Source organism: Pseudomonas sp. Larv2_ips, from assembly GCF_963879675.1.
Taxonomy (GTDB): Bacteria; Pseudomonadota; Gammaproteobacteria; order Pseudomonadales; family Pseudomonadaceae; genus Aquipseudomonas.
Genome location: NZ_CAWOAW010000039.1, coordinates 51,326 through 67,959 on the forward strand (window position 1 = coordinate 51,326; position 16,634 = coordinate 67,959).

The 16,634-nt window shown below is 62.3% G+C and carries 16 protein-coding genes; 12 read left to right on the forward strand and 4 right to left on the reverse strand.

Annotated elements, in window-relative coordinates; genetic code table 11:
• The first annotated feature begins 31 nt into the window (after nt 1–31).
• Nucleotides 32–367 (forward strand): hypothetical protein, encoded by a 336-nt coding sequence (locus AACV02_RS29720; protein ID WP_119735391.1) that lies wholly within the window; start codon nt 32–34, stop codon nt 365–367.
• Here the strand turns inward: AACV02_RS29720 and AACV02_RS29725 are convergent.
• A complete protein-coding gene (locus AACV02_RS29725; protein ID WP_119735392.1) occupies nt 357–1,970 on the reverse strand; it encodes an ATP-binding response regulator in 1,614 nt (537 codons plus the stop codon). The genes AACV02_RS29720 and AACV02_RS29725 overlap by 11 nt on opposite strands.
• Before the next feature lie 114 nt (nt 1,971–2,084).
• Between AACV02_RS29725 and AACV02_RS29730 the strand changes: the two genes are divergently transcribed.
• Nucleotides 2,085–2,687 carry a LuxR C-terminal-related transcriptional regulator gene (locus AACV02_RS29730; protein WP_119735393.1) on the forward strand — a complete coding sequence of 201 codons (603 nt, stop codon included), beginning with the start codon at nt 2,085–2,087 and terminating at the stop codon, nt 2,685–2,687.
• Here AACV02_RS29730 and AACV02_RS29735 read toward each other — a convergent pair.
• Complete coding sequence (locus AACV02_RS29735) at nt 2,684–3,118, reverse strand: GNAT family N-acetyltransferase (RefSeq protein WP_119735394.1); 435 nt, start codon at nt 3,116–3,118, stop codon at nt 2,684–2,686. The two genes, AACV02_RS29730 and AACV02_RS29735, sit on opposite strands and share 4 nt — an antisense overlap.
• 217 nt (nt 3,119–3,335) lie before the next feature.
• Between AACV02_RS29735 and AACV02_RS29740 the strand changes: the two genes are divergently transcribed.
• The 4 genes from AACV02_RS29740 to argE are packed head-to-tail and all read left to right on the forward strand — an operon-like array spanning nt 3,336 to nt 6,931.
• Nucleotides 3,336–4,667 (forward strand): flavin-containing monooxygenase, encoded by a 1,332-nt coding sequence (locus tag AACV02_RS29740; protein WP_372239705.1) that lies wholly within the window; start codon nt 3,336–3,338, stop codon nt 4,665–4,667.
• A gap of 23 nt (nt 4,668–4,690) precedes the next feature.
• Nucleotides 4,691–5,101 (forward strand): RidA family protein, encoded by a 411-nt coding sequence (locus tag AACV02_RS29745; protein WP_010171793.1) that lies wholly within the window; start codon nt 4,691–4,693, stop codon nt 5,099–5,101.
• A gap of 10 nt (nt 5,102–5,111) precedes the next feature.
• Entirely contained in the window at nt 5,112–5,789 is a 678-nt protein-coding gene (locus AACV02_RS29750) for a DUF1028 domain-containing protein (protein WP_106580167.1), read from the forward strand.
• On the forward strand, nt 5,786–6,931 hold the full coding sequence (gene argE / locus AACV02_RS29755; RefSeq protein WP_119735396.1) for an acetylornithine deacetylase: 1,146 nt from the start codon (nt 5,786–5,788) through the stop codon (nt 6,929–6,931). Before AACV02_RS29750 ends, argE begins: the two co-directional genes overlap by 4 nt.
• 59 nt (nt 6,932–6,990) lie before the next feature.
• Here argE and AACV02_RS29760 read toward each other — a convergent pair whose 3' ends face one another.
• Entirely contained in the window at nt 6,991–8,082 is a 1,092-nt protein-coding gene (locus AACV02_RS29760) for a LacI family DNA-binding transcriptional regulator (RefSeq protein WP_119735397.1), read from the reverse strand.
• Nucleotides 8,083–8,387: 305 nt separating this feature from the next.
• On the opposite strand from AACV02_RS29760, the gene AACV02_RS29765 reads away from it, so the two are divergent.
• Genes AACV02_RS29765 through AACV02_RS29775 form a run of 3 tightly spaced genes read left to right on the forward strand, consistent with a single transcriptional unit; the run spans nt 8,388 to nt 11,639 of the window.
• On the forward strand, nt 8,388–9,710 hold the full coding sequence (locus tag AACV02_RS29765) for an MFS transporter (protein WP_119735398.1): 1,323 nt from the start codon (nt 8,388–8,390) through the stop codon (nt 9,708–9,710).
• Entirely contained in the window at nt 9,707–10,720 is a 1,014-nt protein-coding gene (locus AACV02_RS29770; protein ID WP_119735399.1) for a dihydrodipicolinate synthase family protein, read from the forward strand. The genes AACV02_RS29765 and AACV02_RS29770 overlap by 4 nt, the downstream gene beginning before the upstream one ends.
• A complete protein-coding gene (locus AACV02_RS29775; protein WP_119735400.1) occupies nt 10,710–11,639 on the forward strand; it encodes a PfkB family carbohydrate kinase in 930 nt (309 codons plus the stop codon). Before AACV02_RS29770 ends, AACV02_RS29775 begins: the two co-directional genes overlap by 11 nt.
• On the opposite strand, the gene AACV02_RS29780 is transcribed toward AACV02_RS29775, so the two are convergent.
• Nucleotides 11,636–12,547, reverse strand: coding sequence for a LysR substrate-binding domain-containing protein (locus tag AACV02_RS29780; protein WP_119735401.1), 912 nt, complete (start codon nt 12,545–12,547; stop codon nt 11,636–11,638). The two genes, AACV02_RS29775 and AACV02_RS29780, sit on opposite strands and share 4 nt — an antisense overlap.
• A 250-nt stretch (nt 12,548–12,797) precedes the next feature.
• Here AACV02_RS29780 and AACV02_RS29785 point away from each other — a divergent pair, with 250 nt between their 5' ends.
• The 3 genes from AACV02_RS29785 to AACV02_RS29795 all read left to right on the forward strand — a co-directional run bounded on the left by AACV02_RS29785 (nt 12,798) and on the right by AACV02_RS29795 (nt 16,461).
• Nucleotides 12,798–14,213 carry a purine-cytosine permease family protein gene (locus tag AACV02_RS29785; protein WP_119735402.1) on the forward strand — a complete coding sequence of 472 codons (1,416 nt, stop codon included), beginning with the start codon at nt 12,798–12,800 and terminating at the stop codon, nt 14,211–14,213.
• A gap of 407 nt (nt 14,214–14,620) precedes the next feature.
• Nucleotides 14,621–16,060 carry an ATPase domain-containing protein gene (locus tag AACV02_RS29790; protein WP_119735403.1) on the forward strand — a complete coding sequence of 480 codons (1,440 nt, stop codon included), beginning with the start codon at nt 14,621–14,623 and terminating at the stop codon, nt 16,058–16,060.
• Nucleotides 16,061–16,083: 23 nt separating this feature from the next.
• Nucleotides 16,084–16,461, forward strand: coding sequence for a response regulator (locus AACV02_RS29795; RefSeq protein ID WP_119735404.1), 378 nt, complete (start codon nt 16,084–16,086; stop codon nt 16,459–16,461).
• Nucleotides 16,462–16,634 lie beyond the last annotated feature (173 nt).

The window sequence follows — 16,634 nt, forward strand, 5'->3', positions numbered from 1 at the left end:
AAAACCCTGACAATCCCAAGGAAGAACCCTCATGAACCTGCACGCCTGCGTTACCCGTCTCACCCTGCTTGGCGCCCTGATTATCGGTGTTGCCGGTTGCAGCAACGTCAAGCCCAATGAAGACCATCTCAAGACGCTGTCGGAAACCAACCTCGGTGAGCCGGTCAAGCGTATCTCCAACGTGCGCAATGACTCCATGACCACCTACTACTTCGCCAGCACCGCGTCTGGGGATTACAACTGCACCGTGCCCAGCGGTGCCAGCGGCGGCTTGTTCACCGTGGCCAGCTTTGGCCTGATGAAACCCAGCGCCTGGTGCATGCCCAAAGGCGCCAAAGGCGGTCAGGCCGCACCGTTCATGCAGTGACGGCTGGCTGGCTGAGGTCACGCAGCGTGCCGCGTAGCTCTGCAGGCCGCACCGGTTTGGACAAAATCGCGATCTTGCGGTCATGCAGGGCAGCCTGGATCTTTTCCACGTCGTGCCCGGTCAGGATCAGCGCCGGCACCGCCCAGCCGCGTTGCTGGCGCAGGGCATCGATGCACTCGATGCCGGTGGCGTGGTTGCCCAGGTCATAGTCGGCGACGATGATGTCGCAGTCGCTGACCAGGCCCTGCCCACTGGATTCGGCCTGCACCTCGCAGCCCCAGCGCTCCAGCAAGGCCTGGGTGGCCAACAGCACGTTGTGGTCATCTTCCACCAGGCAAACTTTCAGCCCCGTGAGCAAGCCGGCCTGGCGCGGGTCGTCTCGCGCCGCCGGTTGGCGCGGCGCCGTCGCCAGTGCCAGGCCGTACAGGCTCACGGAGGTGCCATGGCCCAGCCGAGAACGCAGGCTCACGTGCACGCCCATCAACTGCCCCAGCCGCTTGACGATGGACAGCCCCAGGCCCACGCCTTCGACGTCCTTGTCACGCAGTTGGCGTACCCGATAGAACTCTTCGAAGACCTTCGCCTGATGCTCCTCGGCAATGCCCCGCCCCTGGTCATGCACCTGAACCGACACGCCGCCGTTGCGAAGGCGCGCGCCGATCAGTACCGGGCGCTGCGCGCCATATTTGAAGCAATTGGAGAGCAGGTTTTGCACCATCGCCGCCAACATCGCGGGGTCGACCTGCACCCAATACGCACACGGCCGCAAGCGCAGTTGCACCCCGGCCCAGTGCGCCGCCTCGGCGTGCTGGTGCACCAGGTCGGCGAGGAATTCGCCCAGGTGAATCACTTGGTATTTGGGCAACAGCCTGCCGTTGTCGAGGGTGTAGAGGTCGAGAATCGAACGGAACAGCTGCGACACGTTGAGCAGCGAGCGGTCGATATTGTCCACCAACCGCTGTTCGTCATGCCCAAGCTTTGCCTCACGCAAACACGCCGTAAACAGCCCGATGGAGTGGATCGGCTGGCGCAGGTCGTGACTGGCCTGGGCCAGGAACCGCGATTTTTCCAGGTTGGCCGCGATGGCTTCGTCGGACGCCTTGCGCGTGCGCTCGAGCAAAATATGCGCGTACACCGGGATCACCGTGCTGGTGATCAGCAGCATCAGCACCATGAACGGTTGCGCCTGCCACAGGGGCGTCAGCCGGTACACGATCAGCAGCGCGAGCAACGCCAGTCCCGTGGCAATCGCCAGGTAGCGCGAGCCGTAGCGCATGCCGTTGCCCAGGTTGACCCACACCATCACGGCATACAGCGGCAATGCCGCTTCACCGCCCACCACCAGCCCGAACGAGGTGCCGGTGTAGTCGTGGATCATGCCCAGCACCCGCCGCGTCGGGTAATGCCCGGGCCAGCGCGCGATGACCTGGCGCAGCGCGATGGAGGCCAGCAGGAACGCGACGATGTACAGGATCACCGGCACGTAGGTGTCCACCGACTGACCGGGAAAGAACCCCAGCGCGCCGATGTAGATAATCGCGATGGCGGCCACCACGATGCGCAGGTTGGCCTGATCGAGTTCGGAGTGGGTCTCATGACTCATGGATGACGTCCTTGTGCGGCAATCGATCTGTCCGGAACGCGCCAGAAGCGTCCCTGTGGCGCGGTGCTAAAGTAGCATGGCACAGCACTCGCATGCCCCAGGAAGGAGCACACCATGACCGGCCGGATCATCATAGCCGACGACCACCCGATGTTTCGCGAAGGCATGCTGCGCACCGTGCAGCGCCTGCTGCCCGAGGCCGTGGTGCAAGAGGCCGGCGACCTGGACGCGGTGCACGCATTGACCCGCGACGGCAGCGATATCGACACACTGATCCTCGACCTGCGCTTTCCCGGCCTGACCTGCATGAGCCAGCTGGCCGAGCTGCGCCAGCACTTGCGGCGCAGCACCTTGATCGTGGTGTCGATGGTGGATGACGCGGCGCTGATCGAGCAGGTTATGGCGCTGGGTGCCGACGGGTTTATCGGCAAGAACATCACCCCGGACGAAATCGGCCAGGCGCTCCTGGCGATTCGCGACGGCGAAGTGCTGGTCAAGTTCGCGCCCTCCGGCCTGCTGCCCCTGAGCACCCCCACCCTCACCGCGCGCCAGCAAGAGGTGCTGCGCCTGATCGCCCAAGGCAAGACCAACAAGGAAATCGCCAAAGCCCTGGCGATCTCGCCATTCACCGTGCGCATTCACGTGTCGTCGCTGCTGCGCAGCTTGAAGGTGCCCTCGCGCGCGGCGGCGGCCGTCAAGTACTGCGCCGAGCGCTAGGCGTTTTCGTTGCCGGGGCGCGTGAAGGAATAACGGTCGATGTCCGTTCGCAGCGTCCAGCCCTGCCCTTGCCAATACGCGGCGGCATGGGTGTTGGTCTTGAATACATCGAGGTGGCATTTGTCGATGCCCAGTTGCTCCAGCGCACCGAGGCAGCGCTCGATCAGTGCCTGGGCGATGCCTTGGCGGCGATAGTCCGGCAGCACCAGCAGGTGTTGCAGATAGCCACGCCGGCCATCATGGCCGCACATCACGCAGGCGATCACCCGGCCGGCGGCGTGGGCGACAAAACTCATCTCGGGGTTGCGCGCCAGGTAGCGCTCGGTGGCCTCGCGGGAATCGGCGTCGCGCAGGGAAATGCCCGGGGTGTTTTGCATCAGGGCGAGGACGGCGTCGTAGTCGGCGGGGGTCATTACACGGATCGTAGGCATGGCGTTTGTCCAATGTGGGAGCGGGCTTGCTCGCGAAGGCGATGGCTCAGTGAAAGCTATATTGACTGAAATCCCCCATGCGCGGGCAAGCTCGCTGCCACGTTCGCTCTGCGCCATTCAGCGCGATCGTGTCAGCCGCTCTGCATCCGATATTTATGCTCTGTTCCCAGCTTAATAATATTTTATTAAAAATCGCCCTCACCCTAGCCTTGACGCCATGCCCAAGCTGAATCCAACTGCATTACGCAAGGACAGACACATGACGCAAGCAATAACAAAAACAGACACCCTGGTTGTGGGAGCCGGTCAGGCTGGCGTGGCCATGAGCGAACACCTGAGCAAGCACGGTGTGCCGCACCTGGTGCTGGAGCGCAGCCGCATCGCCGAGCGCTGGCGCACCGGGCGGTGGGATTCGTTGGTGGCCAACGGGCCGGCCTGGCATGACCGTTTTCCAGGCCTTGAATTCGATGACGTCGCCGCCGATGGTTTCGCGCCTAAAGAGCGCGTGGCTGATTACTTTGAAGCCTATGCGCGCAAATTCAACGCGCCGATCCGCACCGGCGTGGAGGTGACCTCTGTGGTACGCAATGTCGGCCGCCCGGGCTTTACCGTGCACACCAGCGAAGGCGTCATCGAAGCCAACCGCGTCGTCGCGGCCACCGGGCCGTTCCAGAAACCGGTGATTCCAGCAATTGCGCCCAAAGACACCGCGCTGCACCAGATCCATTCCGCCGACTATCGCAACCCTGCGCAACTGCCCGCCGGCGCCGTGCTGGTCGTGGGTGCCGGCTCGTCCGGCGTGCAGATCGCCGATGAACTGCAGCGCTGCGGCCGCCAGGTGTACCTGTCGGTCGGCGCCCACGACCGCCCGCCGCGTGCCTACCGCAACCGCGATTTCTGCTGGTGGCTGGGCGTGTTGGGCGAATGGGATCAAGCCGCGATGAAGCCTGGCCGCGAGCACGTGACCATTGCAGTGAGCGGCGCCCACGGCGGCAAGACCATCGATTTTCGCGAGCTGGCCCAGCAAGGCATGACCCTCGTCGGCCTCACCCAATCCTTCAACGGCAGCACCGCCACCTTCCAGGCGAATTTGGTGGACAACCTGAAACGAGGCGATGAGAACTACCTGGCCCTGCTGGACGCGGCAGATGCCTACATCGAGCGCAATGGCCTCGACCTGCCGATGGAACCCGAAGCACGCCGCGTGTTCCCCGACGCCGAATGCATCAAACACCCGATCCTGGAACTGGACCTGGCAGAGGCCGGTATCACCTCGATCATCTGGGCCACCGGCTTTGCCGTGGATTACAGCTGGCTGAAGGTCGATGCCTTTGACGCCGCCGGCAAGCCGCAGCACCAGCGCGGCGTGGCCCCCGAATCGGGGATTTACTTCCTCGGTTTGCCTTGGCAATCGCGCCGTGGCTCGTCCTTTATCTGGGGCGTTTGGCATGACGCCAAGTACGTGGCCGACCACATTGCCATCCAGCGCCAATACCTTGAGTACCGTGAACCCGCACCGATTGTTCAACCCTCACCTGTCAGCGCCTGATCACTTTTTTCTGGAGTTTTTTGATGCCTACTCACACGCGTATCCGCATGTTCAACACCAAGGAAACCTACCCCAACCAGAGCCTGGACAACGACCTGTGCCAGGCCGTGCGCGCCGGCAATACGGTGTATGTGCGCGGCCAGGTGGGCACTGATTTTGACGGCAACCTGGTTGGCCTCGGCGACCCGCGCGCGCAAGCCGAGCAAGCCATGCGCAACGTCAAGCAACTGCTTGAAGAAGCCGGTTCCGACCTGAGCCACATCGTCAAGACCACCACCTACCTGATCGACCCGCGCTACCGCGAGCCGGTGTACCAGGAAGTCGGCAAGTGGCTCAAAGGCGTGTTCCCGATTTCCACCGGGTTGGTGGTGTCGGCCCTGGGCCAGCCGCAGTGGTTGATGGAAATTGACGTGATCGCCGTCATCCCCGAATAAGGAGCCACACATGACCTTTTCAATCGTCGCGCGCTGCGCGGACACCGGCCAGCTGGGCATCGCCATCAGCTCATCGAGTATCGCCGTGGGTGCGCGCTGCCCGTGGCTGCGGCCCGGTGTGGGCGCGGTCTCGACCCAGAACATCACGCTGCCGGCCCTGGGCCCGGACGTGCTCGACCTGCTCGAACACGGCCTCGCACCGGCCGAGGCCGTCGACAAGGCCCTGACCCGCAACGGCTACAGCCAGTACCGGCAACTGACGGCGATTGATCACCTGGGCCGCAGCGTGCATTTCAGCGGCAGCGAAACCCTCGGTACGCACCACGCGGTGTCGGGCGAACAATGCGTGGCGGCGGGCAATATGCTCGCTGACCGCGCGGTGATCGAGGCGATGGTCACGGCCTTCGAGCAAGGCGAAGGCCAACTCGCCGACCGCCTGCTGGCCGCCATGCACGCGGCCATCGCCGCCGGTGGCGAAGCCGGCCCGGTGCACTCTGCCGCCTTGGTGGTGGTGGGCGAACTGACGTGGCCGATCATCAACTTGCGGGTGGACTGGGCCGATGAACAGCCGATCGGCGAACTGCAAAAACTGTGGGACGCCTACCGCCCCCAAGTGCAGGACTACATCGACCGCGCGCTCGCCCCCGACCGCTCGCCCGGCTACGGCGTGGCCGGGGACGAGCGATGAGCACCAGCCGCCAATTGCTGCAGACGCTGGTGGGCTTCGACACCACCAGCCGCGAATCCAACTTGCAGTTGATCGCGTTCGTGCGCGACTACCTGGCCGAATTCGGGGTCACCAGCGAGCTGGTCTACAACGCGCAGCGCAGCAAGGCCAACCTGTTTGCCAGTGTCGGCCCGACGCAGCTGCCGGGCATTGTGCTGTCGGGGCACACCGATGTCGTGCCGGTGGATGGCCAGCCGTGGACCGTGCCGACGTTTGAGTTGACCGAGCGCGACGGCAAGCTGTTTGGTCGCGGCACGGCGGATATGAAGGGGTACATCGCCTGTGTGCTGGCGCTGGTGCCGGCGTTGGTGGAAGCCGACTTGCGCCTGCCGGTGCATATCGCCCTGTCTTACGACGAGGAAGTCGGCTGCCTGGGCGTGCGCTCCTTGCTGGCGGTGCTGGAGCAGAGGCCGGTGAAGCCGATGCTGTGCATCATCGGCGAGCCGACCGAACTCAAACCGGTGCTCGGCCACAAGGGCAAATTGGCGATGCGCTGCGATGTACATGGCGAGGCCTGCCATTCGGCGTATGCGCCGTCTGGCGTGAATGCGATTGAGCATGCCGCCGAGTTGATCGGTGAGCTGGGGCGGATCGGCCAGCGACTGCGCGAGCAACAGGACCCGCGCTTTGATCCGCCGTTCAGCACGGTGCAGACCGGAATGATCTCGGGTGGCAAGGCGCTGAATATCGTACCGGCAGACTGTCGGTTTGATTTTGAGATTCGCGCCTTGCCGTCGCAGGACCCAGGCGACGTGGCGTCAGCGCTGCGGGCCTACGCCGAACGGCAGGTGCTGCCGCGTATGCAGGCGGTGAGCGCGCAGAGTGCGATTCGGTTTACCGAGTTGTCGGCGTATCCGGGGCTGGTCACCGATGAGCGCAGCCAGGCAGCGCAGCTGATCGCAGCGTTCAGCGGTTCGCGGGATTTCGGCACCGTGGCGTTCGGCACCGAGGGCGGGTTGTTTGATGCGGTGGGTATTCCCACGGTGGTGTGTGGGCCCGGGAGCATGGACCAGGGGCACAAGCCGGATGAGTTTGTCAGTGTGGCGCAGTTGCAAGGCTGCGATGCCATGTTGCAACGGATGCTGAACTCGATTCGCGCCTGAGCCGCCAGGCTGTCAAACCCGCACAGCAAAGGTGAGGGGGAGCAAATCCCCTCTCACCCTCAAGGGTGTGTTAAATCCTGGCGTGGCGCCGCGCCCGTCGACTCGCGCTCAATAAGTTGCACCTCCAGCATCGGCGGCGCCTCACAGGCAAGCCCGGCGAGACGATCAATCAGGTACTGCGCGGCCAGTTCGCCGATCTGCCGGTCGGGCACCTGAACGGTGGTCAAGGCAGGCCGACTGTGGGCCGCGATCTCGATGTCGTCGAACCCGCAAATGGACAATTGGTCGGGCACCGCGATGCCCAGCGCCTGGGCTTCCAGCAATGCGCCAATGGCAAGCATGTCGTTACCGCAAATGATCGCGGTGGGCGCCGGTTGTTGGCTCATGATGCGTTGGAGGCTGGCGCGGGCAAACGCGACGCGCCCCTCGTTCAGGCTCTGGGCGCGAATGGCCTGATGCTGAGGCCGCAGGGCAAGCCCTTGCTCGGCCAGGGTGGCGTGCACGGCCTGCAGCCGGGCCTGGATGCGGCCGTTGTCGGTGACCGACTGGAAAATGATGCCAAAACGCTGATGCCCCAGCGCCAGCAGGCGCCGGGTGATCATTGCGTAGGCCTGCCCATGGTCAAACCCCGCGCAGGGGTGCCGCGCACCGGCGCGCTTGCCAAAGGTGACCACATAGGGCGTGCCTTTGGCATCCAGCTGATCAAATAACGCATCGGGGTAATCATCCCCAAGCAGTGCCAGCGCATCGACGCCGCGCGCCAGCATGCCTCTGGCCTGACGATAACCTTCGCCCGGGTCATACGCCGAGCAGGCGACAAACACCGCCAGCCCCTGGGCACCCAAACGGTTCTGGAACGCCTGCAACTGCTGGTGAAATTTCTCGTGTTCCAGGGTCGGCACGATCACGCCGATGGTGTACGAACGCCTGGAAACCAACGAACGCGCCGCCGCGTTGGGCACCCAGTCCAGTTGGTCGATGGCCGCGCGTACCTTGGCGCGGGTTTTCTCACTGACGCGTTGCGGCTCATTCAAATAGCGCGAAACCGTTGCGGTCGACACATTGGCGATCCGGGCGACATCGGCGAGCACCGGTTCCTGGGTAATGGGCGCATGAGGCGTGTCGCGGGGCGTGGTGATTGCAGCGGGCATAGGTGGCTTCATGTCAAAAAGTAAGCGTTACGCACAACCTAAGCGGGCACCTCGGTGCAGTCAATGAATCGTTGACAGCCAGCAAACTGAAAATCTAGGATGTAAGCGCTAGACAAAAATAAACATTTTCAACATATGCTGTTTATATTGAGCACTCTGCGTTAAAGGTTCGTGCAACCAGGGACGATTTTTGTCGGGATGACAAACGATTACATAATGCCATGTGCTGCCACGTCAGCCGGGAAGCCGGGCCAACGTGCCGGGTCAGCGCACGCTGTCAAAAACAATAAAAAGAGACATCCATCATGAGTCAGACACCTGCACACCCGATTGCGCCACCGCGCATTCGGCGCCAGCAAACCCTTGCCCTCAGCCTGCTGGTGCTCAGCGGCATCATCAACTACCTGGACCGCGGCACGCTGGCCGTTGCCAATGAATTCGTGCGCGCCGACCTTGATCTGTCGCTGGGCGAAATGGGCATCCTGCTCTCGGCTTTTTCCTGGAGCTATGCGCTTTGCCAACTGCCCGTCGGCGCCCTGGTGGACCGCATCGGGCCACGCTGGTTGCTGGGCGGCGGCCTGGTGCTGTGGTCCCTGGCCCAGGCGGCTGGCGGCCTGATGTCGAGCTTTGGCTGGTTCTTGCTCGCCCGCGTGCTACTGGGGATCGGCGAGTCGCCGCAATTCCCGTCTGCCGCGCGGGTGGTGAGCAACTGGTTTCCACTGCGCTCACGCGGCACGCCCACCGGCATCTTCAATTCAGCCTCGCCGCTGGGTATCGCGCTGGCCCCGCTGTGCCTCTCGGCGCTGATCGCGGCACTCGACTGGCGTTGGGCGTTCTACCTCACCGGCGCCGCCGGGCTGTTGGTCGCGGTGGTCTGGCTGGTGGTCTATCGCGACCCGGTCAAGGACACGCTCACCGAGGAAGAACGTCGCTACCTGTACAGCGATGAACCCCACGTCACCACTCCCAAGGTCACGTTCGCTGACTGGCGCGCACTGTTCTGCCACGCGACAACCTGGGGCATGATGCTCGGCTTCATGGGTTCGGTGTACTTGAACTGGGTTTACCTGACCTGGCTGCCCGGCTACCTGCGCAGCGCCCGGCACATGAGCCTGGAGATGAGCGGCGTGGCTGCTGCGATTCCGTTCCTCTGCGGGTTTATCGGCGCGCTGGTCGCCGGCTGGGTGTCCGACCGCATCACCAGGCGCAGCGAAACCGCGGTGCTGGGACGCCGCAACGCGATGGTCGTCGCGATGGTGGGCATGGTGATTTTCACCATCCCGGCCGCGCTGGTAGAGAGCAATGTCATCGCCGTGGCCTGCATTTGCGTGGTGATCTTTTTGGCCAACGCGTCCTCGGCGTGCGCCTGGTCTTTGGCCACCGCCGTCGCGCCGGCCAATCGCGTGGCTTCACTGGGGGCGATCCAGAACTTCGGCGGCTTCCTGGGCGGCGCACTCGCGCCGATCATGACCGGCTACATCGCCCAGACCTGGTCGTTCGTGCCCGCACTGCTGACCGGCGCCGCCATCGCCATGATCGGCGCCCTGTCGTACCTGTTCCTGGTACGCCACCCCATCCCCGACACCCCGCCCGCCTGCGCGGTCACCGCCGTGGCGGCTCACCCATGAACATTCATCCAGAGGACGCCGCTGTGCCCCGCCCTGCCCAACCTGTCATCGAAGGCATTGTGCCGGTGATGCTCACGCCCTTTGACGAGACTGGCCACATCGACTTCCCCGGCGTCGACCGCTTGATCGAGTGGTACCTGGGCCTTGGCTGCGACGCGTTGTTCGCAGTGGCGCAGTCCAGTGAGATGCAATGGCTGAGCCTCGACGAGCGCACGCAACTTGCCCGGCATGTGGTTGAGCGAGTGGCCGGGCGGGTGCCGGTGGCGGTGTCCGGCCATATCAGCGACTGCCTCGAGATCCAAGTGCACGAGCTTAATGCGATGGCCGCCAGTGGCGCCGACGCCGTGGTGCTGGTGACCAACCACCTTGACCCGCGACGCCAGGGCAGCAAGGTGTTTCTCGATAACCTGCACACCCTGCTCGAACGCCTGCCCGTTGACGTGCCCTTGGGCCTCTACGAGTGCCCGGCGCCCTACCGGCGTTTGCTCAGTGACGAGGAGCTGCAGGCCTGCATCGACAGCCAGCGCTTTATCATGCTCAAGGACGTGAGCTGCGACCTGCAAGTGGTCAAGCGGCGCGTTGCCTTGGCGCAGGGCTCGTCGCTGCGCATTCTCAACGCCAATGCGGCGATCGCCTGGGACGCCCTGCAAGCCGGGGCCGCAGGCTTCAATGGTGTGTTTACCAACTTCCACCCCGACCTGTATCAGTGGCTGCGCCTGCATGGCGCACAACACCCGCCACTGGCGCAAGAGCTCGCGACCTTTCTGGTGCTGGCGGCCACCACAGAAGGCATGGGCTACCCGGCCCTGGCAAAAATCTACCACCAGCGGATCGGCACCTTCGCGTCCATACGTTGCCGGGTGATCGACTACGACGTGCGCGAACGCCATTGGGCCCTGGACGCCGTGCTCGATAAAATCGTCGCGGGTACCGAACACTTTCGCGCCAGAATCCGCGCGCTCGATACCCCGCAGGCGACACTGCCGGGAGAACCGCGCCATGGCGGATAACCGTGTCATCTGCGTGGGTTGCGCGCTGTGGGACACCATCTTCAGCGTGGATCACATCCCGTCACGCGGCACCAAGATTCTCCCCCGCCAGGCGGTCCAGGCCGCGTCAGGCATGGCCACCGCCGCAGCGGTAAGCATTGCGCGCCTGGGTGGCCCGGTTGCCCTGTGGGCGCGTATCGGCGACGACGCCACCGGCACAATGCTCATCGATGACCTGAGCCAGTCCGGCGTCTGCACCGCATGGATTCGCCAGGTGCCTGGCGGACGCACGCCGTTCTCGACCATCCTGGTGGACCGTGACGGCGAGCGGCTCGTCGTGCCGTTCATCGACCCCACACTGGAAGCCGACGCCGCCTGGCTGCCCCTCGACGACATCGCTGGCGCGGCGGCGGTAATGGCCGACATGCGCTGGCTGCAAGGGGCTCACGCAGCCTTCAGCGCCGCCCGGCGGCTGGGCGTGCCGACCCTGCTGGATGCCGACGTCGCCGCCGTGGAAGACCTTAACGCGCTGATCCCCCTGGCAGATCATGTGCTGTTTTCCGAACCGGCCTTGCAGTTGCTGGCTGGCAACGTCCCGCCCGAAGAGGCTTTGTTGGCCCTGGCGTCGCGCTGCGAAGCCAAGGTGATCGGCGTCACCCTGGGCGAACGCGGCTCGCTGATCTGGCAGCGCGAAGCGGCGAGCACTGCGGTCCAACACTTTACGACACTCCGCATTCGCGCAATCGACACGCTCAACGCCGGGGATGTCTGGCATGGCACCTATGCGTACGGCCTGGCGCATGGCTGGACGCTGGCCGAGCGCGTGCGCGCCGCGAGCGTTGCCGCCGCGATCAAATGCGAAGTGTTTGGCGGCCACCGGGGCGCGCCGACCCTGGCACAATTGGTCGCGCGCCTGGGCGCAGAAATGTCGCCGTGCTAACCCAGCAGCCGCGCGAGCTCTTCGCGGCAGTGGTCGACGAACAGTTGCACCGGCTTGGTCAGCGGCGCGCGACGCAGCCAGACTGCCGATAGCCCTGAGCCGGTCACCGTCTCTGCCAACGGTACACACACCACCTTCTGGCCATCGTAGGTGTATTCGGTAAACGGCTTGGTCACCAGGATCGAAAACCCGAACCCCCTGCCCACCATGCCCCGCACCATCTCGATCGACGGCGAGCTGAACACGATATTGGGCGTCAGCCCGCGCTCTTCAAAGATGCTCACGAAGTAGGTGCGGCTCGGCAGCACATCCAGCAAGATCATGGGCTCCAGCACCAGGTCCGCCAGCGACACCCTGGCCTGCTGCGCAAAACGGTGATCCGCCGGCAGCAAGGCATACGGCTGTTGCGGCGGCATCAGCGGCGTGGTTTCAATCGTGCCGCCCAGGTCATGCTCGAACAGCATCGCCACATCGATACTGCCCGCCGTCAGCGCCTGCACCAGTTCTTGCTGCTCGCCATCACGAATACGGATTTCCACGCCCGGCCACAGCGCCTTGAAGCCCGCAATCAAGCGTGGCAGGTACAACGGCGCCACCGTTTCGAAGCAGCCAATATCGATCTGCCCCGCCACCACATCGTTGTCGGCCAAGGCGTTCTGCTCGAACTCATGGGCCACCCGCAACAGCTCCAGCGCCTTGCGATAAAACCGTGCGCCGCTGGGCGTGAGTGAAACGCCCTGAGCGTGATGGCGGATAAACAACTGCACGCCAAAGCTGTCTTCCAGTTGCTTGATCGCGGTGGAGACCGACGGCTGCGCGATATACAGCTTGCGCGAGGCCTCGGCGACGCTGCCGCACTCGGCCGTGGTAACAAAATATCTGAGCTGGCGCAGGTTATAGGCAGCCATCGGGACCTCCGGAAACGTGGGACTTCGCCCCAAACAAGTGCGCGAAAATCGGCTTTTTCACACTGATTCAAGCCCCTGCAACATACCGGAGCAAAAAATCCGGCGAGATACTTTTTTTAAGGTCTATAGCAACAAACTTACTAATTTACCTCCCTGCGCCCATTGCAGATGATCACTCCAACAACAAAGCGTCGCCCACGCGTCGCACAGCGAAGTACGTCAACGTACTCACCTTGCCTTGGAGCTCGTCATGGTTACCACTGCAACATCCTCCGCCCCGCTTATCGAAAAACACACGATTGGATACGTGCCCCCGGAAGATCGCCACGGAAAGGTAAGAGACCTGTTCACCCTGTGGTTCGGCGGCAACATCGCACCGCTGCCCATCGTCACCGGCGCGTTGGGTGTGCAACTGTTCCACTTGAACCTGGTGTGGGGCATCGTCGCCATCCTCGTCGGCCACCTGGTCGGCGGCGTGCTGATGGCGTTGCACTCAGCCCAAGGCCCGCAAATGGGCATCCCGCAAATGATCCAGAGCCGCGCCCAGTTCGGCTCCCTCGGCGCCCTGCTGGTGGTGGTGATTGCCGGCGTCATGTACATCGGTTTCTTCGCCTCCAACATCGTGCTGGCCGGTAAATCCCTGCACGGCGTGGTCGACAGCGTGCCCGTGCCGGTCGGCATCGTCATCGGCGCCATCGGTTCCGGGATCATCGGCATCATCGGCTACCGCTTCATCCACGTGCTAAACCGCATCGGCACCTGGGTGCTCGGCGCCGGCATCGTGCTGGGCTTCGGCTATATCTTCACCCATGTGCAGACCTCGGATTTTCTGACCCGCGGCAGCTTCAACATTTCCGGCTGGCTGGCCACCGTGTCCCTCGCGGCGCTGTGGCAAATCGCCTTCGCACCTTACGTGTCGGATTATTCGCGCTACCTGCCGGCCGACGTCCGCGTGGCGTCGACGTTCTGGACCACCTACCTGGGCTCTGTCCTTGGCTCCAGCCTGGCCTTCATCTTCGGCGCCGTCGCCGTGCTCGCCACCCCGGTCGGCATGGACACCATGGACGCCGTCAAACTCGCCACCGGCGCCATCGGCCCACTGATGCTGGTGCTGTTTTTGCTCAGCGTGATCAGCCACAACGCCCTTAACCTCTACGGCGCGGTGCTGTCGATCATCACTTTGGTGCAGACCTTTGCGTATCGCTGGATTCCTACCGCCAAAAGCCGTGCGGTGATCTCGATTCTCGTCCTCGCTGCCTGCGCGATTGCGGCGGTGTTCGCCTCCAAAGACTTTATCGGCCACTTTGTCGACATGGTGCTGGTGCTGCTGGTGGTACTGGTGCCGTGGACGGCGATCAACCTGATCGATTTCTATGCGATTCACAAAGGCAAATACGATATTGCCTCGATCTTCCGCGTGGATGGCGGGATTTACGGCAAGTACAACCCACAGGCGCTGCTGGCGTATGCCATCGGGATTGCAGTGCAGATTCCGTTTATGAATACGCCGCTGTATGTAGGGCCGATTTCCGAACACATCAATGGCGCGGATTTGTCCTGGGCGGTGGGGCTGGTGGTGACGTCGCCGTTGTATTTCTGGTTGGCGAGTCGCGACAGTGCGTATAAGCGACGCATGGAGGGGGGCAAGTTGGTGGGTGGCATTTGAGGTAAAAGGCTGAAGCGTTCTTGGAGTAATGGGTGGAACCATCCCTATCGTGGCTTTGCAGCTGCGGTATGGGTGGTTTTTTTCGTTTGGGCTGCGGTTACGCGCGTGAAGGCTGTGCAAGCGCGCACGTGCGTAGCGTTTGATCAGCCCGTTGACGTGTTGTGGCCAATAATGACCCAAGTTCGATTCGAGGGCTGGCTTAGTCTGACAAAGCCGCTGAAACGTAGCGCGCTGCTTAGTCTGCTATGGGCCATAAGTTGCCACTCGTGAGGGGTTCTTGCGACATAACAACGGCGACTTGCGCGACAACTTTCCATTTAACCCTAATGGCTCCCGAGCCGAAATGGAGTAGCATTCCACCCAGTAGCTTGGTTTAAACAGATTGTTTTTCGGATCAGGGTCGCATTGTGGAAAAGCTAAAACGCCTTCAAAGCGGAATAGAAGGGCTCGATGCTCTGCTCAAGGGCGGATTGGTCGAGGGTGCTTCATATATTATTCAAGGACGCCCAGGGTCTGGAAAAACGATCCTTGCCAACCAGCTGGGGTTCCATCATGCGAATAATGGGGGCCGGGTTCTGGTCGCCACGCTGCTGGCAGAGTCACATGACCGTCTTTTTCAATTTCTTTCTACGTTGAGCTTTTTTGATTCATCCAAAGTCGGTGCCGAAATTCAATTTGTCAGCGCCTTTGACACGCTGGAAAACGACGGGCTGGATGAAGTAGTCAAGCTGCTTCGGCGTGAGATAAGCCGCCAAAAAGCCACCGTGATGGTAGTAGACGGGCTGCTCAACGCGCGCTCTAAAGCCGATTCGCCCATAGACACGAAAAAATTCATTTCAGAACTGCAAGGGCACGCCGCTTTCGCCGGTTGCACGGTGCTGTTTCTTACCAGCTCCCGACTTGATGACGGAAGCCCTGAGCACACCATGGTAGATGGCGTCATCGAGATGGGCGAAGAGCTGTATGGCACTCGCTCGGCACGTCGCATCCAACTGCGTAAAACCCGCGGCAGCGGAGCAATGACCGGTCTTCATGAGTGCGAAATCACCGACCATGGCTTGGTGGTTTACCCTCGCCTCGAAAGTCTTTACAGCCACCCGTCCGCCCCGGACAGCGCTGACATGACGCGCATCGCCAGTGGCGTTGGATCACTGGACGGCATATTGGGCGGAGGCCTTTACAGTTCCAGTGTGTCTCTGGTCATAGGGCCCTCCGGGATCGGTAAAACGACCCTGGGTCTGAAATTTCTGTCCGAGTCGACGGTGGATATGCCAGGGCTGCATTTTGGCTTCTACGAGAGCCCACAACGGTTGCGGCTCAAAGGCCAGTCACTGGGTATCGATATCAAAGCCATGGAAGACAGCGGCGCGCTGAGCATTGCCTGGCAGCCAACCACCGAAGGCCTGCTGGATGGGCTGGGAGCACGATTGCTGAGCATCGTTGAGGAAAAGGGCATCAAGCGCCTGTTCATCGACAGCCTCAGTGGCATGACGCGAGTCTCGACCAACCCGGCGCGCATTACCGACTTCTTCAGTGCGCTGATGAACGAGTTGCGGTCCAGGGGCGTTACGGTTTTTGCATCCTGGGAAATGCGCGATTTGTTTGGCTCCGAGGTCAGCGCACCCAGTTCCGACCTGTCCAGCATCGTCGATAACCTGATGCTGATGCGGTTCTCTGAGAATCGCGATGAACTAAGCAGGACGTTATCCATTCTTAAGGTACGAGATAGCGCTTATGACCCCTCTCGATTCGAGGTCGTCATCCAAGATCAAAATGTTTTTCTGAGAAAGGCTTCAAGTCATGAACCTTCAGTCATCACTGAGTCATCACCTGGTTCAATTTCTTAAGCTTTCGAGTGGGTTGAACTAACATGACCACCATTCTGGTCGTCGACGACGAGTATTTGATCGCTGATATTCTCAGCTTTGCGCTGGAGGATGAGGGGTTCATGGTGGTAACGGCCAGCAATGGTCGAAAAGCACTCGAGGTGCTGGACAGAGAACGCCCTGCCCTGATCATCACCGACTTCATGATGCCGGTCATGGACGGCCAGGAGTTCGCCACCGCTGTCCGCGCCCTTCCCGCAGGCAGTCATTTACCGATCATTTTGATGAGCGGTGCTCAGGCGCACATTGGCATGCAGCGATCGGACTTGTTTGATGTTGTGCTGCCAAAGCCCTTCGATATCGATTTGATCATTGCCGAAGTCAGGAAGCTGTTGTCCTCTGATCAATCAGTCGTTCTCTGAGTCATGAGGCGGGTGGGTAATTGAACGTATTTGCCCGCCCAGTGGCCTTTAACTGAAGCTGACCCTCGCACTGCAAGGTTATCAGCGGCGTAGAACCACCCGCAGCGGGCCAGGTGAAGCCGGCCTTGCGTCGACCGGCGCTTGGTCTGAGAACTTCGAACGGACTGTGTCGA